At 71.8% G+C, this 17,471-nt stretch carries 18 protein-coding genes and 1 pseudogene; 5 read left to right on the forward strand and 14 right to left on the reverse strand.

The window, feature by feature from the left end:
- Window positions 1-43: 43 nt before the first annotated feature.
- Together ACFVAJ_RS09280 and ACFVAJ_RS09285 are read right to left on the reverse strand one after the other, a co-directional pair.
- Entirely contained in the window at window positions 44-559 is a 516-nt protein-coding gene (locus ACFVAJ_RS09280; RefSeq protein WP_376943378.1) for a tetratricopeptide repeat protein, read from the reverse strand.
- 7 nt (window positions 560-566) lie between these two features.
- Window positions 567-1,460, reverse strand: coding sequence for a winged helix-turn-helix transcriptional regulator (locus ACFVAJ_RS09285; protein ID WP_376943380.1), 894 nt, complete (start codon window positions 1,458-1,460; stop codon window positions 567-569).
- A gap of 98 nt (window positions 1,461-1,558) precedes the next feature.
- Between ACFVAJ_RS09285 and ACFVAJ_RS09290 the strand changes: the two genes are divergently transcribed.
- Window positions 1,559-2,833, forward strand: a complete 1,275-nt coding sequence (locus tag ACFVAJ_RS09290) for an MFS transporter (RefSeq protein ID WP_376943382.1) — start codon at window positions 1,559-1,561, stop codon at window positions 2,831-2,833.
- A gap of 31 nt (window positions 2,834-2,864) precedes the next feature.
- On the opposite strand, the gene ACFVAJ_RS09295 is transcribed toward ACFVAJ_RS09290, so the two are convergent.
- The 7 genes and pseudogenes from ACFVAJ_RS09295 to purS form a co-directional block, all read right to left on the reverse strand.
- Entirely contained in the window at window positions 2,865-3,719 is an 855-nt protein-coding gene (locus tag ACFVAJ_RS09295) for a fumarylacetoacetate hydrolase family protein (RefSeq protein ID WP_376943384.1), read from the reverse strand.
- Between the two features lie 52 nt (window positions 3,720-3,771).
- Window positions 3,772-4,953 carry an L-rhamnonate dehydratase gene (rhmD, locus tag ACFVAJ_RS09300; RefSeq protein ID WP_376943386.1) on the reverse strand — a complete coding sequence of 394 codons (1,182 nt, stop codon included), beginning with the start codon at window positions 4,951-4,953 and terminating at the stop codon, window positions 3,772-3,774.
- 46 nt (window positions 4,954-4,999) lie between these two features.
- The gene (locus ACFVAJ_RS09305) at window positions 5,000-6,028 is read right to left on the reverse strand and encodes a zinc-binding dehydrogenase (RefSeq protein WP_376943388.1); all 1,029 of its coding nucleotides are present in this window, start codon (window positions 6,026-6,028) and stop codon (window positions 5,000-5,002) included.
- A 59-nt stretch (window positions 6,029-6,087) separates the two neighbouring features.
- Window positions 6,088-7,443: an MFS transporter gene (locus tag ACFVAJ_RS09310; RefSeq protein ID WP_376943390.1), complete on the reverse strand. Its 1,356-nt coding sequence runs from the start codon at window positions 7,441-7,443 to the stop codon at window positions 6,088-6,090.
- A gap of 121 nt (window positions 7,444-7,564) precedes the next feature.
- Window positions 7,565-8,386 (reverse strand): IclR family transcriptional regulator, encoded by an 822-nt coding sequence (locus ACFVAJ_RS09315; RefSeq protein WP_376943393.1) that lies wholly within the window; start codon window positions 8,384-8,386, stop codon window positions 7,565-7,567.
- Window positions 8,387-8,392: 6 nt separating this feature from the next.
- On the reverse strand, window positions 8,393-9,091 hold the full coding sequence (purQ, locus tag ACFVAJ_RS09320) for a phosphoribosylformylglycinamidine synthase subunit PurQ (protein ID WP_376943395.1): 699 nt from the start codon (window positions 9,089-9,091) through the stop codon (window positions 8,393-8,395).
- A gap of 116 nt (window positions 9,092-9,207) precedes the next feature.
- Window positions 9,208-9,441: pseudogene (gene purS, locus ACFVAJ_RS09325) on the reverse strand (phosphoribosylformylglycinamidine synthase subunit PurS); the annotation flags it as partial.
- Between the two features lie 143 nt (window positions 9,442-9,584).
- On the opposite strand from purS, the gene ACFVAJ_RS09330 reads away from it, so the two are divergent.
- Window positions 9,585-10,001: a DUF1304 family protein gene (locus ACFVAJ_RS09330; protein WP_376943397.1), complete on the forward strand. Its 417-nt coding sequence runs from the start codon at window positions 9,585-9,587 to the stop codon at window positions 9,999-10,001.
- A 70-nt stretch (window positions 10,002-10,071) separates the two neighbouring features.
- Here the strand turns inward: ACFVAJ_RS09330 and ACFVAJ_RS09335 are convergent, their stop codons facing one another.
- Window positions 10,072-10,455 carry a hypothetical protein gene (locus tag ACFVAJ_RS09335; RefSeq protein ID WP_376943399.1) on the reverse strand — a complete coding sequence of 128 codons (384 nt, stop codon included), beginning with the start codon at window positions 10,453-10,455 and terminating at the stop codon, window positions 10,072-10,074.
- 196 nt (window positions 10,456-10,651) lie between these two features.
- Here ACFVAJ_RS09335 and ACFVAJ_RS09340 point away from each other — a divergent pair, with 196 nt between their 5' ends.
- The gene (locus tag ACFVAJ_RS09340) at window positions 10,652-11,224 is read left to right on the forward strand and encodes a PadR family transcriptional regulator (RefSeq protein WP_376943401.1); all 573 of its coding nucleotides are present in this window, start codon (window positions 10,652-10,654) and stop codon (window positions 11,222-11,224) included.
- A 38-nt stretch (window positions 11,225-11,262) separates the two neighbouring features.
- Window positions 11,263-12,807, forward strand: a complete 1,545-nt coding sequence (locus ACFVAJ_RS09345; RefSeq protein ID WP_376943403.1) for a DHA2 family efflux MFS transporter permease subunit — start codon at window positions 11,263-11,265, stop codon at window positions 12,805-12,807.
- 33 nt (window positions 12,808-12,840) lie between these two features.
- Here ACFVAJ_RS09345 and ACFVAJ_RS09350 read toward each other — a convergent pair whose 3' ends face one another.
- The 3 genes from ACFVAJ_RS09350 to kynA are packed head-to-tail and all read right to left on the reverse strand — an operon-like array spanning window position 12,841 to window position 16,017.
- The gene (locus ACFVAJ_RS09350; protein ID WP_376944619.1) at window positions 12,841-14,064 is read right to left on the reverse strand and encodes a kynureninase; all 1,224 of its coding nucleotides are present in this window, start codon (window positions 14,062-14,064) and stop codon (window positions 12,841-12,843) included.
- A 32-nt stretch (window positions 14,065-14,096) separates the two neighbouring features.
- Window positions 14,097-15,137 (reverse strand): hypothetical protein, encoded by a 1,041-nt coding sequence (locus tag ACFVAJ_RS09355; protein WP_376943405.1) that lies wholly within the window; start codon window positions 15,135-15,137, stop codon window positions 14,097-14,099.
- A 1-nt stretch (window position 15,138) separates the two neighbouring features.
- Entirely contained in the window at window positions 15,139-16,017 is an 879-nt protein-coding gene (kynA, locus tag ACFVAJ_RS09360; protein ID WP_376943407.1) for a tryptophan 2,3-dioxygenase, read from the reverse strand.
- 198 nt (window positions 16,018-16,215) lie between these two features.
- Between kynA and ACFVAJ_RS09365 the strand changes: the two genes are divergently transcribed.
- A complete protein-coding gene (locus ACFVAJ_RS09365; protein WP_376943409.1) occupies window positions 16,216-16,866 on the forward strand; it encodes a TetR/AcrR family transcriptional regulator in 651 nt (216 codons plus the stop codon).
- Between the two features lie 19 nt (window positions 16,867-16,885).
- Here the strand turns inward: ACFVAJ_RS09365 and ACFVAJ_RS09370 are convergent, their stop codons facing one another.
- Entirely contained in the window at window positions 16,886-17,467 is a 582-nt protein-coding gene (locus ACFVAJ_RS09370) for a response regulator transcription factor (RefSeq protein ID WP_376943411.1), read from the reverse strand.
- Between the last annotated feature and the right edge of the window lie 4 nt (window positions 17,468-17,471).

Consider the following 17,471-nt stretch of genomic DNA (forward strand, 5'->3'; position numbering starts at 1 on the left):
TGCGCCCGGTGTGCGCCGGCCGCCGTCGCGATGCCGACGCGGGTCAGTGCCGGGCGTCGCGCCCGGCGAGGAACGCGGCATTGCCGCGGAGCGCCGCCTCGTAGCGCAGCAGCTCGTCGGTGCGGATCCGGTCGGCGACGAGTTCGAGCATGATCGCGAAGGCGGCGTCGTTGCGCCCGGCCTCGTGCAGGCTCGTCGCGTGCCACACCTTCAGCGAGTCGGACTCGGGGAACTCGCCGCGCGCACGTTCCAGCACGTCGAGGGAGTCGTCGAGCCTGCCGAGGTTGCGCAGCGTGCTGCCGTACTGCAGCAGGCACCGTCGCAGCGCGTCGCCCGAGAGGCCCGCCGCCATCGCCCGCTCGTAGTAGCCGGCAGCGGTCGCCTCCTCGCCGGCCGTGTCGTAGGCGCCGCCGACCTCGTAGAGCACCTCGGGCTCGTCGGGATGCTCGGCGAGCACCTCGAGGAAGGCCTCGATCGTGGGCTGCATGTTCGCGCGGTCGCGCGCGGCGAAGACGGCGGCGAGGCGGGTCTGGAGTTCGTGCGGCGTCTGGTGGGGCATCCGACCATCATGCCGAACGCGGAGGACGCAGCGCCGCGAGCTCGCGGACGCGCTCGAGCATCTGCTCGGCCGACGCCGCCGGGTCGGTGATCGGCGCCTGCACCGCCTGCACGACGCCGTCGGGGTCGACCAGCAGCGACTGCCGCTTGTACCGCTCGGCGCCGGCGACGCGGAACGTCGGCAGGCGGAGGGCGACGGCGAGGCGCCCGTCGGGGTCGGCGGCGAGCGGGTAGCCGAGTCCGGCGTGCTCGGCGAATCGGAGCTGCTGGTCTGCACGTTGCGTGCTCACCCCGACGACGACGGCGCCCGCCTCGCGCAGGGCGGGCGCGATGCGCTCGTACGCCTTCGCCTCGAGCGTGCATCCGGCCGCGCCGGGCACGGCGTCCCAGCCGGTCGGGTACCCGGGATCGCCGGGGGCGAATGCACCGGGGAAGCAGAACACGACCGTCCACGCGTCGTGCGCCGGAAGCCGGACCTCGCCCCGGGTGCCCGGCAGTGCGACGGTGGGCACCCGCTCGCCCACGAGGGCGGCGACGCGGTCGTGCTCGTGCGCGGCCACCTCGGCGGTCGGGCCCTCGCCGTCGCCCATCACCCAACGGTCGCCCCAGTCCTGGAGCGCCAGCAGGGCGGGGACGACCGCCTCGCCCTTCCGCGTCAGCAGGTAGTCGACGCGCGGGGGATGCACGGAGTACGGGTGCCGTTCGACGACGCCGTCGGCCACGAGCGAGTGCAGGAGCTCGGCGAGCGCGCGCCGGCTGAGGCCGAGCTCCGCCTGCAGGGCGTCGAACCGGCTGACGCCGCCCGCGAGCTCTCGGAGCACGAGGATCGTGCGCCAGTCGCCGAGCACGCCGAGCGCCTGCGCGATGCCGCACCCGCTGTCGCCGAGTTCATCGCGTCGCACGTCGTCTCCTTCCGGCCTCCCCGCCCGCGCGGGCCGGTGCGCGCAGGCCGGAACTCCCGGTGGCGCAGCGCACGGCTCTCAGTATAGTGAGTTCCATCATGGAACTTACTGAGGAACCCACGTCCCGAACGCCCCCCGAGCCGACGCCTCCGGCCGCCCCCGACCTGAGCGCCGGGCGCTTCTGGCGATGGTGGTCGGCGGGGACGATCAGCGCGGCGGGGTCGTCGGTCGGGGCGGTGGCTCTCGGTCTCGTGGCCGTGCTCGTGCTCGAGGCGACCCCGATGGAGGTCGCGTTCGTCACCGTGGCGTCGCAGGCGGCGTGGCTCGTGATCGGCCTGCCCGCCGGAGCGATCGTGCAGCGGCTTCCGCTGCGGCGCACGCAGATCGTCGCCGACCTCGTTCGCGCGGCGGTGCTCGCGATGGTCGTCGGTGCCTGGGCCGCGGGGATGCTCGGCATCGTCCACCTCGTCATTGCGGCGAGCATCGTGGGGGTCGCCTCGGTGCTCGGCGACGTCGCCGCGCAGTCGTACCTGCCGCGCGTCGTGGCCGGCGCCGACCTGCAGTCGCGCAACAGCGTGACCTCCGCGAGCCTCGCCGTCACCCAGGTCGGCGGCGCTCCCGTCGCCGGCGTGCTCGTCGCGCTGATCGGCGCGGTGCCGACGCTCGTGGTCGACGCGATCAGCTACCTCGCCTCGGCCGTGCTGCTCCGTGGGCTCCCCGAGGTCGATGCGCCGGCCGAGCGGCGAGCGCCGATGCGCCGCATGATCCTCGACGGGCTCGGCTACACGGTGCGGCATCCCACGATCGGCCCCGGCATGTGGCTCGCCACCGTCGTCAACTTCGTCTGCGGGGCGCAGGCGGCGCTCCTCACCCTCCACCTCGCGCGCACCCTCGAGCTGCCGCCGATCGCGGTGGGGGCGATGCTCGCGCTCGACGGCGCCGGCGCGCTCGTCGGCGCCCTCGCCTCGACCCGCCTCGCCGCTCGTGTGGGCACGTCGCGGGTGATCCTCGCGGCAGCCGTGGCGTCGGTCGCGGGCGCCGCCGCGCTGCCGTTCGGCGTCGCCGGGTTCGCGATCGGCCTGCCGGTCTTCGCCGCGGCGGTCGCGCTGATCTCGGTCGTGCTGCGCACGAACCGGCAGCAGGCCGCGCCCGCCGACATGCTGCCACGGGTCATCGCGACCGTGCGCTTCGTCTCCTGGGGCGCGCTGCCCCTCGGCGGACTGCTCGGCGGTGTCCTGGCGACCGTCTGGGGCACCGACGCGGCGCTGCTGGCGCTCGCCGGAATCGGGCTCGCCGCGCCGGTCGTGTTCGCGAGCAGCCGGTGCGGTCGCGTTCGCGACCTCACCGACGTGTTCGGGCGGGCCGGGGAGTGAACGCGATCCGCCGGCCCCGGCCCGCCCGCCGTCAGACGCGAGCGGGCACCAGGCGCTGGCGCTGCGCGCCGAGGCCCTCGATGCCGACCTCCATGACGTCGCCGGCCGAGAGGTAGGGGAAGCGGCCCGACAGGGCCACCCCCTGCGGCGTGCCCGTGTTGATGAGGTCGCCCGGCTCGAGCACGAGGTACTGCGAGAGATGGTGGACGATCTCGGCCACGCTGAAGATCATGTCGGCCGTGTTCGAGTCCTGGCGGGGCTCGCCGTTCACCGTCGACCAGAGACGGAGGCGCTGCGGGTCGACCTCGTCGGCGGGCACGAGCGCCGGGCCGAGCGGGTTGAACGTCTCGCTGCTCTTGCCCTTCGACCACTGGCCGCCCGAACGGGCGACCTGGAACTCGCGCTCCGAGACGTCGTTGCTCGTCACGAAGCCGGCGACGTGGTCGAGCGCCTCGTCGGGCGAGGCGAGGTACCTCGCCCGCCGGCCGATCACGACGCCGAGCTCGATCTCCCAGTCGACCTTCTCCGCACCCGGGGGGACCGCGACCTCGTCGAACGGGCCGACGACCGTGTTCGGGTGCTTGTAGAAGAGGATCGGCACCGTCGGCGGGGCGTCGCCCGACTCGGCGGCGTGGGCCGCGTAGTTCTGCCCGATGCAGAGCACCGCGGTCGGCCTGGCGATCGGGGCGCCGATGCGCAGCGATTCGGCGCCCTCGAACTCGGGCAGCTCGCCGGCCGCGAGTGCGGCACGGGTGCGGGCGATGCCGTCGGCGGCGAGGAACGCCCCGTCGATGTCGCGGGTCAGGGTGTCGAGCCGGTGGAAGCGGCCGTCGTGCCGGACGACGGGCGCCTCCGAACCGGGCTCGCCGAGGCGCATGAGTTCCATGGGTGCTCCTGGAGGGGTGTGGTGCGGGCGTGTGGGGTCGGGTGGGGCGCGCTCAGTGCGTGTACGGGCGGAACTTCTCGAGCTCGGGATTGAGCTCGACGCCGAAGCCGGGGGTCTCGGGCACCCGGAGGCGGCCGTTGACCGGCACGGGCTCGCCGAGCAGCATCGGCGAGAACATCGGCACGACCTCCTCGGCGGTCTCGTGCATCATGAGGAACTCCGAGAACGGGCTGTTCGTGCGCGTCACCACGAAGTGGTACGAGTACACCGACGATCCGTGGGGGATCATCATGGCCCCGTGTGCGTCGGCGAGCGCCGAGATCTTGATGAGTTCGGTGATGCCGCCGCACCATCCCACATCGGGCTGGATGATGTCGGCTGCGCCCATCTCGAGCAGCTGGCGGAAGCCCCAGCGGGTCGCCTCGTGCTCGCCGGTCGTGACGAGCATGTTCGCGGGCACGCGCCTGCGGAGCTCGGCGTACCCCCAGTAGTCGTCGGGCAGCAGTGCCTCCTCGATCCACTTCAGGCCGTATTCGGATGCCCCGTGGGCGAGCCTCGTGGCGTAGTCGAGGTCGAGCGACATCCAGCAGTCGAGCATGAGCCAGAAGTCGTCGCCGACCTTCTCGCGCATGTCCCGCAGCATCTCGAGGTTCTTGCGAAGGCCCTCCTCGCCCTCGGCGGGGCCGTGGTGCAGCGGCATCTTGCCGCCGATGAATCCGAGCTCCTTCGCACGGTCGGGGCGGGCGCCCGTCGCGTAGAACACGAGCTCGTCGCGCACGGGGCCCCCGAGCAGCGCGAAGACCGGCTCCTGCCGGATCCGGCCCAGCAGGTCGTAGAGCGCCAGGTCGACGCCGCTGATCGCATTGAGCACGACGCCTCGACGGCCGTAGAAGACGGTCGACTTGTACATCTGGTCCCAGATGCGCTCGATGTCGGTGACCTTCGACCCCTCGAGGAAGCGCGCGAGGTGCTTCTCGACGATGAACGCGCCGAGCTCGCCCGCCGTCGTCACCGAGAAGCCGACGGTGCCGTCATCGGCCTCGATCTCGACCACGAGCGTGCCGAGGACGTTGATGCCGAAGCTCTGCCGCGATTCGCGGTACTCGGGGTAGACCGACATCGGGGTCGCGATGTGGTCGTCGATCCAGTGCCCGCGGGCCTGGTCGTGGTAGTCGGCGCCGCCGCCCCGGAGGGTGTACGCGCGCACCTGGGTGATGATTCGCTCTCGGGTCATCTCTCTGCCTTTCGAACCGTGTCGTCGTGTCTCGCGCGCCGCCGCCTCAGCGGTCGAAGCGCACGAGCACCTTTCCCGGGGTGCCGTCGCCCTCGGCGAGGGCGGCGAACGCGGCGTCCGCCTCCTCGGGGGTGACCTCCCGGCTGATGAGCTCGCCGATCTCGGCGTCGCCGCGGGCGACGTATGCCGCCGCGTCGACGAAGTCCTGCGCGGCGTAGGTGAAGCTGCCGATGATGCTGCGCTCCTCGGTGCTCACGCGGAACGCCGGGAACCCGATCTCGGGCGAGCCCATGCCGACGAGGCAGACCCTGCCGCCGAAGGCCGTCGCGTTGAGCGCGTCGGTGAGGGTGGGGGTGATGCCGACCGCGTCGAGCGCCACGTCGACAAGCCCTCCATCGGCCATGACGCGGTCGGTGACCGACTCGGCCGTGGGGTCGACGACCGCGGCGCCGAGTCGCTCGCAGAGTGCGCGCCGGGCCGGGTCGACCTCGCTGACGTACACCTGCTCGATGCCCTCGAGCTTGAGCGCCAGCACCACCGACTGCCCGATCGGACCACCGCCGACGACGAGTGCACGTCGATCGCCGTCCGACCGCACCCGCCGTACGGCGTGGAGGGCGACGGCGATCGGCTCGATGAGCGCGCCGTACTCGATCGGCATGGCGTCGTCGAGCGCGACGACGTTGCGCGCCGGCACGATCACGTACTCCGCGAACGAGGCGTCGTGCTCGGGTGCGACCCCGATGACGTACTTGCGCGGGTTGTGCTGCTCGCGGCCCGCGTACGTCGCGGCGTCCTCGACCGGGACGACGACCGGGTTGAAGGTCACCGGCCGGCCGACGGCCAGGCCGAACGACTCGGTGCCGCGGCCCAGCTCGGCGATCCGCCCGACCGACTCGTGCCCCATGATCTGCCCGGGGAAGCGCCGGCCGTTCTCGCCCGTGTAGCCGTGCACGTCGGAACCGCAGATGCCCGTCGCCACGATCCGGATGAGGACCTCGCCCTCCCCGGGCGCCGGGGCCGGCCGGTCTTCGACGCGCAGTTCGCCGATGTCGTGGAGGACCAGTGCTCGCATGTGGGTGGTGCTTTCTCGTGTGGGTGTGTTCGTCTGGGGCATCCGGTGCGCCGTTCCGCTCAGGCGCTGTGCTCGGCGAGCAGGCGCTCGCTGACGCGCTTGTCGCCGTCGGTCGCCTTGATCGCGGGCACGAACCACTTGCTGAGGAAGATCAGCAGGGCGCCGACGGCGGCGATGACGGCGAGGAGCGTCAGCCCGGCGGCGGGCCCGAAGGCGCCTTCCGCCCAGGTCTTCGCGATCGGCGCGACGAAGCCGCCGAGGCTGCCGAGCGAGTTGATGAGGGCGATGCCGGATGCGGCGGCGGCGCCGACCACGAACGAGGTCGGCAGCGTCCAGAAGACGGGCTGCACGGCGATGAAGCCCGCCGCGCCGAGCGAGAGCGATGCGAGGCCGAGGATCGGGTTCTCGATGACGCCCGAGAGGACGATGCCGATGGCGGCGGCGAACAGCGCGGACGCGGCGATGAGGCGACGCTGGCCCGTGCGGTCGGCGAGGCGCGAGAGCACGAAGGTCACGAGGAGCGCGAAGCCCCACGGCACGGCCGTCAGGAGCCCGACGCCGAGGCCGACGTCGCTGCCGACGAGCTCGGCGATCTGCGTGGGCAGGTAGAAGGTGATGCCGTAGACGCTCATCTGGATCGCGAAGTAGATCGCCGCGAAATAGAGGATCTTCGGGTCGGCGAGGGCCCGGAGGGCGCCGCGGGGGGAGTGGTCGGCCTTCGCCTCGTCCTCCGAGTCGATCGCGGCGACGAGGAGCGCCCGCTCGGGCTCGGTGAGCCATTTGGCGTCGCGCGGGCCGTTGTCGAGGTAGAAGAACGCGATGATGCCGACGACGACGGTGAGGGCGCCCGTCACGAGGAACATGATCTGCCAACCGGCGAGGCCGCCGAGGCCGTCGAGGTCGAGGAGCATGCCGGAGAGGGGACCGCCGAAGATGAACGCGAGCGGGGCGCCGAAGTAGAAGAGCCCGTTCACCCGGCCGCGGAACTCGAGCGGGATCCAGTACGTGAGGAACAGGATGACGCCGGGGAAGAAGCCCGCCTCCGTGATGCCGAGCAGCACGCGGAGCAGGTAGAAGATCCACTCCTCGGTCGCGAACATCATGAGTGCCGAGACGATGCCCCAGCTGACCATGATTCGGGCCAGCCAGATCTTCGCCCCGACCCGTCGCATGATGAGGTTGCTCGGAATCTCGAACGCGGCGTAGCCGAGGAAGAAGATCCCCGCCCCGAGCGCGTACGCGGCATCCGAGATCCCGGTGTCGGCCTGGAAGGCGACCTTGGCGAAGCCGAGGTTCGCGCGGTCGAGGAACGCGAGGATGTACATCAGCAGCAGGATCGGGATGAGCCGGAGTGTGGCCTTGCGAACGACCGCGGCGAGGTTCGGGGCGGTCTCGGCCGTACTGGCGAGGGACATGTGCATCTCCATTGATCAGTCCGGGGAAAAGCAGGTTCACATATGTGAACTGGCGTTCATGGGGCTGAACGCAGGGCATTGTGGCACAGACCGGGCCGTCTGCCAAGTCGCTGAGGACGGATCAGCCCGCGGCAAGGCCCATCGCCTCGCGGATCGCCCGCGCGGCACGGTCGAGCGGGGCGTACAGCGAGTACGGCCAGCCCTCGTCGGTGCGGCTCTTCGGCATGGTGATGCTGAGCGCCGACACGATGCCGGTGTCGTGCTCGGAGGTGATCGGCACCGCCACGCAGCGGCAGTCGGCGATGAACTCCTCGTCGTCGACCGCGAAGCCCGTGTAGCGCGCGTGCTCGATGAGCTTCATGAGCTCGGGCACATCGGTGACGGTGCGCTCGGTCAGCCGCGGCAGGGCGACCGAGTGGAGTCGCTGCTCGGCGTCGGCCGGATCGATCGAGGCCAGCAGCACCTTGCCGATGCCGGTCGCGTGGGCGTGCAGGCGCATGCCGACGGTCGAGGCGAGTCGCATCGGGTGCGGCGACGGGCTGATCGCGATGTAGACGTTCTCGACGCCGTCGAGGCGGGCCAACTGCACTGTCTCGCCCGTCTCGATCGCGAGCGCGTCCATGATCGGCTTCGCGCACTCCGTCAGCAGGTGGTGACCGTCGTATCGCTGGCCGACCTGCCAGGCGTGCAGCCCGAGCGTGTATCGCTTGCTGTCGTGGCGCTGTGCGAGCCATCCCGAGCCGACGAGCGTCTGCAGCAGGCCGTGGGCGCTCGAACGGGGCAGGCCGAGGTCGTCGACGATCTCGACGAATGAGGCCGAGCCGCGCTCGGCGATGAAGTCGATGAGCTCGAACGCGCGGCTCGCCGACTTCACGGGCGGCGCCGGTCGCGACGCACGCGGCGGACCGGTGTCCGCCGCGGGTGCCGTGACCGAGTCGGTCATGTCAGCTCACGCCTCGACGAGTGCCCGCTTCACGACGCTCGTGAAGAAGCCGAGTCCGTCGACGCCCGACCGCATCGCGGCCGCGGTGTCGGGGCCGAAGCCGGGCTCGACCGCGTGCTCGGGGTGCGGCATGAGGCCGACGACGTTGCCGCGGGCGTTCGAGATGCCGGCGATGTCGCGAAGCGACCCGTTCGGGTTCACGTCGACGTAGCGGAACACCACGCGACCCTCGCCCTCGAGGCGGTCGAGCGTCTCGTCGGAGGCGATGAACCCGCCCTCGCCGTTCTTCAGCGGGATCGTGATCTGCTGGCCGGCCTCGAACTCGGCGGTCCACGCGGTCGAGGTGTTCTCGACGGTGAGCACCTGGTCGCGGCAGATGAACGAGCCGTGGTCGTTGCGGATGAGCCCGCCTTCGAGCAGGCCCGCCTCGGTCAGCATCTGGAAGCCGTTGCAGATGCCGAGCACCGGCATGCCGGCGTTCGCGGCCGCGACGACCTCGGTCATGATCGGCGAGAGCGAGGCGATGGCGCCGCAGCGCAGGTAGTCGCCGTAGCTGAACCCGCCGGGCAGGATGAGCGCGTCGACGCCCTCGAGGTCGTGCGAGCCGTGCCAGAGGGCGACGGGCTCGCCGCCCGCGAGTCGCACCGCGCGCTGCGCGTCGCGGTCGTCGAGCGAGCCGGGGAAGGTGATGACGCCGATGCGCATGCGATCGCTCCCGGGGCTCAGTGGGTCTCGCCGGCGGGGGCGCCGAAGCCGTCGCCCGCGACCGACGCGGCCGAGGAGGCCTCTTCGGCGAGTTCGGCGTTGGTCACCTCGTAGTGGATGCCCACGACGTCCTCGATGACCTGGTTCGAGAGGATCTCCTCCGCGATCTGCTGCACGTTCGCGCGGAGCGCGTCGTCGACGGGCCCGTCGACGGTGAGTTCGAATCGCTTGCCGATGCGCACGCCGCTGAACGCGGTGTGGCCGGTGCGGCTGAGGGCGCCGGCGACGGCCTTCCCCTGGGGGTCGAGCAGTTCGGCCTTGGGCATCACGTCGACGACGATGGTGGGCACCGCGGTTCTCCGTCCGGTGTCGAGGGTGTGGATGCCTCGATTCTAGCCTGCGGTCGACTGCCTTCCGGTTGCGGGCTGTCCGCACCCCCGGGGGCGGGGAAGGCCTCGATGCGGCCGGCGCCGGGGGCGACGAGGATCCGCACATGAAACCCGTCGCGCAAGTACTCGCCGCCCTCGAGGCGCTGACGCTCATCACCGTCGGCGTGCTCGAATCGTTCTTCTTCCGCAGCCCCGAGCTGTATCCCATCTTCCTCATCGAGGCCGACGAGTACGAGGCCGTCGCGCTGTGGACGCGCAACGTCGGCGTCTACAACATGCTCATGGGCCTCGCCATCGTCGTGGCACTCGTCCTCGTGCATCGCTCCCAGGAGGTCGCGGGTCGCGCGATCATCCTGACGATCTCCGCGATGCACCTCGTGCTCGGCGTCTCGCTCGTGATCACGGCGCCCGAGCTGTGGCTCTCCGCCGTGTTCGAGTTCGGGCTCGCGCTCGCGGTCATCCTCGCGATCGTGCTCGGTGGACGGCGGCACGCATCCGACTCGCACGCCGCCGCGATGTAGGGGCGACTCGCACGACGCGGTGTGCCGCATGCGCCCCGCCGCGAGCGGTGCGGCGGGGCATCCGTGGGGCTCAGCGCCGCGTGAGCGCCCTGATGACGAGGCAGACGCCGACGACGGCGGCCGCGGCGATCGCGATGACGACGGCGGGGTGCTCGCGGTACCGCGCGCTGACGTACGCGACCCCGTCGTCGAGCGCTTCGCGTGCTTCGCCGGCTGCGGCGCCCGCCTGGGCGGTGATGGACTCGACGGCGTCGGCCGCGGTCTCGCGCGCGTCGCGGAGGACCCCGCCGACCGCGTCGGCGGCATCCTCGACCCGGTCGCTCAGGTCGTCGAGGTGCTCACCCGCCTCGTCGGCGAGGTCGTCGGCCAGGTCTTCGGCGCGATCGGCGGCGCGTTCCGCTGCGCGTCGGGCGGCGACGACCGCCTCGTCGAGGTTGCTCTCGGTGCCCGACATGGGGGCTCCTTTCGCGAGATGTTGCGCCATCGTACGCTCGCGGGCGGCGAGCGCCCTGAATCGGGCGAGGGGTTGCCCCAGGCCGAATCGCTTGCTATCGCCGATGAGCGGTGTCGGCGGCGAGCGGGTTGCGGCCCGGATATTCCGGACGTATTATTCCGGGCGGAATAGTTCGGGATGCCTCGGAGGGATCGACATGGCCACGCTCTCGCCCCTCGGCGTCTCGGTGCTCGCGCTGCTCGCCGAACGCGACATGCACGCCTACGAGATGTACCAGCTCATGCTCGAGCGCTCGGAGGACAAGGTCGTCAAGGTCTCGCCCGGCTCGCTCTACCGGGCCGTCGAGCGCTTCGCCGCCGACGGCCTCATCGCCGAGGTGGCCGTCGAGCGTCACGGCAACCGCCCCGAGCGCACCGTGTACGCGATCACCGACGACGGGCGCGAGCAGTTGCGTTCCACGATCGCGGGGATGCTCCGGCGCTACGTCAACGAGTACCCCGAGTTCCCCGTCGCCATCGGCGAGGCGCACCACCTGCCCGCCGCCGAGGTCGCCGAGCTGCTCGGCGAGCGGCTCGCCTCGATCCGCGAGCTGCTCGGCTTCATCGACGGGGCGCTCGAGAAGATCGCCGCCCGTGGCCTCCCGACCGCGTTCATCCTCAACGTCCACTACACCCGCACGCTGCTCGTCGCCGAGGCGACGTGGCTCGAACAGACCATCGGCGACCTCCGGTCGGGCGAACTCGCCTGGCCCGAGGCATCCGCCCATTGACCGGGGCGACCGCCCCCACCGACCGGAAGGTTCCACCCATGGAACGCACCCTGAAGCCCTGGCCCGCCCTGTGGGCGCTCGTCATCGGATTCTTCATGATCCTCGTCGACTCGACGATCGTGTCGATCGCCAACCCCGCCATCCTCGACGATCTCGACACCGACCTCACGGCGGTGATCTGGGTCACGAGCGCCTACCTGCTCGCGTACGCCGTGCCGCTGCTCATCACCGGGCGCCTCGGCGACCGCTTCGGCCCGAAGCGCGTCTACATGATCGGCCTCGTGGTCTTCACGCTGGCCTCGCTCTGGTGCGGCCTGTCCGACGACATCACCATGCTCATCGCGGCGCGCGCCCTGCAGGGGCTCGGCGCTGCGCTCATGACGCCGCAGACGATGGCCGTGATCACCCGCATCTTCCCGCCGAACCAGCGCGGCAAGGCGATGGGGCTCTGGGGCGCCGTCGCGGGCGTCGCGACCCTCGTCGGCCCGATCCTCGGCGGCGTGCTCGTCGACTCGCTCGGCTGGGAGTGGATCTTCTTCGTCAACCTGCCCGTCGGCGTCGTCGCCTTCATCGCCGCGTGGCGCCTCGTGCCGAACCTCGAGACCCACTCGCACCGCTTCGACTGGCTCGGCGTCGTGCTCAGCGCCGTCGGCATGTTCCTCGTGGTGTTCGGCATCCAGGAGGGCGAGACGTACGACTGGGGCACGATCACCGGCCCGATCACGGTCTGGGGCGTCATCGGCACGGGCCTCGTCGTGCTCGCCGGGTTCGTGGTCTGGCAGGCGTTCAACACGGCCGAGCCGCTGCTGCCGCTCGGACTCTTCCGCGACCGCAACTTCTCGCTGTCGAACGTCGCGATCACCTTCGTGGGCCTCGCGATCGTGTCGATGCCCCTGCCTCTCGCGTTCTACTACCAGGTCGCCCGCGGACTGACGCCGACGCAGGCGGCGCTCATGCTCATCCCGATGGCGGTCGTCACGGGAGCGATGGCGCCGATCGTCGGCCGGCTGGTCGACCGGGTCGACCCCAAGTGGATCGCCGTCACCGGGTTCGCGATCACGGCCGCCGCCCTCGCCTGGACGGCGACGCTGCTCCGGCCCGACACCGAGCTCTGGGTGCTGCTCATCCCCTCGGGGCTGCTCGGCCTCGGCCTCTCGGGCGTCTGGGCGCCGCTCGCCTCCTCGGCGACGCGCAACCTGCCGCAGTCGCAGGCCGGCGCGGGCTCAGGCGTCTACAACATGACCCGCCAGGTGGGCTCGGTGCTCGGCTCGGCGGCGATCGCCGCGCTCATGAACGCCCGCCTGACCGCCGAGCTGCCCGGCATCGACACGAGCGCCGCCGAACAGGCCGGCGGCGGGTCCGGCGGCATGCCGCCGCAGATCCTCGACGGCTTCACCGCGGCCATGTCGCAGTCGATGCTGCTGCCCGTCATCGGCTTCGCGGCCGGCGCGATCGTCGTGCTCTTCTTCGCCAAGCCGAAGGTCACGGTCGCATGGGGCGCGGGCGGCTCGGCACCGGCGGCCGCCGCCGATTCGACGAGCGGGGATGCCGCGGCCGACGCCGCTCGACAGCCGACCGAGTAGCCCGGCAGCGGGTCGGCGTCGGCTCGCGAGAACCTACGCCAGCCCCGCCCGCTCGGTGAGCACCTCGCGGAGCACCTCGCGCGTGAGATCGAGCCCGCGGTGCACCTCTTCGAAGCTCGTCGACAGCGGTGAGAGGCCGATGCGGAGGCCCCCCGGGTCGCGGTAGTCGGGGATGACGTCGCGCTGCCAGAGCCGGGCGGTGACCTCGCGCATCGCGTCGTGGTGCAGGGTGACGTGGCCGCCTCGCTCCTCGGCGTCGGCGGGCGAGGCGAGCGTCACGCCGAGCGGGGCGAGCCACTCGTCGGCGAGGGCGATCGCGAACTCGGTCAGGGCGACCGACTTCGTTCGCAGCGCCGGCATCCCGGCCTCTTCGATCATCGCGAGGGTCTCCTCCATCGCGAGCATCCCGACGATGGGCGCCGTGCCGCTGATGAACCGGCGGATGTCGGGCACCGGCTGGTACTCGGGCCCCATCGTGAACATGTCCTTCGTGCCCCACCAGCCCTGGATCGGCTGCTCGAGCACGCCCTGCAGGTCGTCGCGCACGTAGGCGAACGCGGGCGAGCCGGGGCCGCCGTTGAGGTACTTGTACGTGCAGCCGACGGCGAGGTCGAAGCCCCAGGCGTCGGCCTTCACCTCGACCGAGCCGGCCGAGTGGCAGAGATCCCAGAGGATGAGCGCGCCGGCGTCGTGCGCGATGCGGGTGAGCTCGGGGGCGTCGGCGAGGTACGCCGAACGGTAGGCCACGTGCGAGACCACGACGAGCGCCGTCTCGGGGCCGACGGCCTCGGCGAGCTGCTCGGGCGTGACGCCGGACGAGGTGTCGACGTCGATCCAGCGCAGGCGCATGCCCTTCTCGCGGGCGATGCCGTCGACGATGTAGCGGTCGGTCGGGAAGTTGTCGGTGTCGATCACGATCTCGCGGCGCGCGGGGTCGCGCGCGAGCTGCGCGTCGACGGCGGCGCGGGCGAGCTTGTAGAGCAGCACCGTCGTCGAGTCGCCGATGATCGTCTGGCCGGCCTTCGCCTCGATGACCGCGCGCCCGATGCGGTCGCCGATCTCGGTGGGCAGCTGCAGCCACGATTCGTCCCAGCCGCGGATGAGGCGCCCGCCCCAGTCCTCCCGGAGGAACCGTTCGACCCGCTCGATCGCCGACACGGGCGGCCGGCCGAGCGAGTTGCCGTCGAAGTAGACGAGGTCGGTGTCGGCACCGGCGAAGCGCTTGCGGTAGTGGGCGAGCCCGTCGGCGCGGTCCATGCGGCGGGCGAAGGCGAGGTTCGGGTCGAGGGTCACAACAGCTCCAGGTCGTCGTCGGGCACGACCCGCGCGTGCGCGAGCCAGTCGGGCAGGGATTCGTCGGCGGTCGGAGGTTCGCCGGGCACGAAGCTCGCGACGCCGTCGAGAGCCCAGTCGTCGCGCGCGGCGAGCGGCCACGGGTCGGTCAGGGCCGCGATGAGGTCGGATGCCCCGAGGCCGGCCTCGACGAGTGCGGCGAGCTCGGCGGCGTGCACGCCGAGTCCGGTGCCCGGCTCGCGCTCGCCGTTGCCGAGGTCGGTGCCGTAGACCACTCGCCCGCCTGCGGCGCGGAAGCGTCGCAGGTTGTCGACGGCGCAGTCGAACTCCGCGCCGCCGGCGCCGTAGCCGTTGATCCAGAGCGTCGAGATCCAGACCTGCCCCGCCGCGACGGCCCGCGCGATGAGCGCGTCGTCGATCCGCTCGGTGAACGGGGTGTGCGCGAGCGCATCGACGCCGGCGTCGATCGCGAGCGCGGCCATGCCGGCGCCCTCGACGTGCGCGACGACCGGCAGGCTTGCGGCGTGCGCCTCGGCGACGAGTTCGTCGAGCGCGTCGCGGTCGAGCACCGGCCCGTGATCGGCGTGCAGGGTGGTCTTGATGAGGGATGCCCCGAACGCGAGCTGCTCCTGCACCGCTGCGGCGACGGGGCCGGGCAGCGCGCGGTGCGTGTCGGCGGCTGGGCCGGCGGCCGGGGCGGGCTCCCGCTCGACCTCGCGCACACTTCCGGCTGCCGCCCACGGTCGCCCGCTCGGGTAACCGCCTCGGGCGGTGACGAATGCGCCGGCGTGGGCGATGCGGGGGAGGCCCTCGCGCTCGGCGGCATGCGCGACGAACTCGGGCGGCGCGCCGAGGTCGACGACCCCCGCGAGGTCGCCGCCCGCGAGCGACTCGGCGCCGACGAGCATCAGGTGCACGTGGTGGTCGATGAAGGGCGGCAGCACCACGCCGACCTCGCCGGCGTGGTCGCCGTTCAGCGATCGCCGTGCTCGGCGCGCGAGCGGGCCGAGGTCGAGGTCGTGCGGGGCGGCGCTCATCTCAGCCCGGGATCTCGGTGCGCACCGCGTACAGCTCGGGGAAGAAGGTCAGCTCGAGCGCCCGCTTGAGGAACGGCGCCCCGCTCGACCCGCCGGTGCCCGTCTTCGAGCCGATGATGCGCTCGACCGTCTTCAGGTGGCGGAAGCGCCAGAGCTGGAAGTTGTCCTCGAGGTCGACGAGCTCCTCGCACGTCTCGTACGCCGACCAGTTCTCGGCGGTGTCGCCGTAGATCTGCGCGAACACGGGCACGAGCTCGGGAGTGAAGGTCCACGCGAGGGTCACGTCGCGCTCGAGCACGGAGGCCGGGATCGGGTAGCCGGCTCGAGCGAGCAGCCGCAGGAACTCGTCGTAGAGGCTCGGCGACTCGAGGGCGTGGCGCAGCAGGGCCGTGGCCGTGGCATCCGCCTCGAAGATCTGCAGCATCTTCGCGTTCTTGTTGCCGAGCACGAACTCGACCGCGCGGTACTGGTACGACTGGAACCCGCTCGCATTGCCGAGCACCCCGCGGAACTGCGCGTACTCGGCGGGCGTCAGCGTCGCGAGCACCGACCACTGCTCGGTGAGCGTCTTCTGGATGTGCTTGACCCGGGCGATGCACTTCAGCGCCTGGCCGAGCTCGTCGGCGCGCAGCAGGTCGCGGGCCGTCTCGAGCTCGTGCAGCACGAGCTTCAGCCAGAGCTCGGTCGTCTGGTGCTGGATGATGAACAGCAGCTCGTCGTGGTGCTCGGGTCGCGAGATCGGGCGCTGCGCGCTGAGCAGGGTCGGCAGGTCGAGATAGCCGCCGTAGCTCATGCGATCGCTGAAGTCGGTGACGACGGATGCCTCGATGGTGCGGGTGTTGGCTTCGATGCCGGCGTCGCCGCCCTCGTGTTCAGTCACGGCTCAAGCCTAACCACGCGCGGTCGTTCCGCCGGCGTCGCACGGGGGGACCGACGCGACGGGCGCCCCCGCCCCGGTCGAACCGGCTCGTGCCCGTCGCGCCGCGATCCTTCTTCCCCCGAAGGAACGTCGATCCGCTTCGGGTAAACGGAGGCGACTCTCCGAATCATACGCGATGATTCCGCGTACAGTGAAGCGATGACGTCGTCGGTGTCGTCGCGCCGTGATGCGCGGCGCAATCACGAGAAACTGCTCCGCGAAGCGCGGAAGCTCTTCGGCGAGCGCGGCATCGACGCGCCGCTCGACGAGCTCGCCGCGCGCGCGGGGGTCGGCGCCGGCACGGTGTACCGGCATTTCCCGAACCGTGATGCGCTCGTGCGCGAGATCTACGACTCCGCGGTCGCCGAGCTGCACGACCTCGCCCCCGAGATCCTCGGCGCCGAGACGGGGTGGCGGTCGGTCGAGCTCTACATCGAGCGGCTCGGCGGCTGGGTCGCCGACTCGCCGTACCTGCCCGCCGTCATGCGGAGAGTCGCCGAGCTCGATCCGTCGCACCGGCCGGGCATCGAGTTCGAGCCGCTGGTCAACGGCATGATCGAGCGCGCCCAGGCCGAGGGCGCCCTGCGCGACGACGTCACGGCGGTCGACCTCAGCATCCTCGTCGACATGCTCGGCTCGCTCGGCCAGTACGGCGGCGAGTACCTGCCGTTCTGGCGCCGCCAGCTGACCATCGTGCTCGACGGGCTCCGAGCCGGGCCCGGCACGACGCCGATGCCCGGACCGGGTCAGGGTTTCGCGGCCTTCCACGACATGTCGCACGCGAAGGGGCCGAAGCCCGGCCCTCGGTGAGGCGCAGTTCGCCGGGCCGCTACACGACCACCCCGCTGGCGCGGGCCCGGTTCACCGCCTCGAGCCTCGAGCTGGCCCCGAGCCGGGCGAAGATGTCGCGCACGTGCTGCTTGACGGTCGGCAGGCTGATGACGAGCTCGCGCCGGATCTCGTCGTTCGAGTACCCCCGCGCCACGAGCCCGAGCACCTCGATCTGCCGCGGGGTGAGGCACGGCAGTCGATGCGCGCCCCGGCCGGTGCAGAGGGCCTGCACGGCGTTCGCGAGCTCAGCCGGCGCGGCGTCGGGGTCGAGCAGCAGGACGCCGCGGTCACGACCGGTCTCGCCGGGAGCGGCCCCGCGATGCAGGGCGAGCACCCGCGGGTTGCCGCCCGTCGCCCGGAGTTCGCGCAGGAAGCCCGCGCCGTGTTCGGTCGAGAGTTCGAGGTCGACGACGACGAGCTGCGCCCGGTCGGCGTCGGCGGCGATGATCGCCTCGGTGTACCCGGCGGCCTCGCCGACCGAGCTGATGCCCTGCGCCCGCAGCAGGTTCGAGAGCGCGATGCGCATCAGGCGGCGCGGCGACACGACCACCGCTCGTACGTCGCTCCGGTCATGGTGCATGTCG

The sequence above is a fragment of the Agromyces sp. NPDC057679 genome (assembly GCF_042799635.1).
Classification (GTDB): Bacteria; Actinomycetota; Actinomycetes; order Actinomycetales; family Microbacteriaceae; genus Agromyces.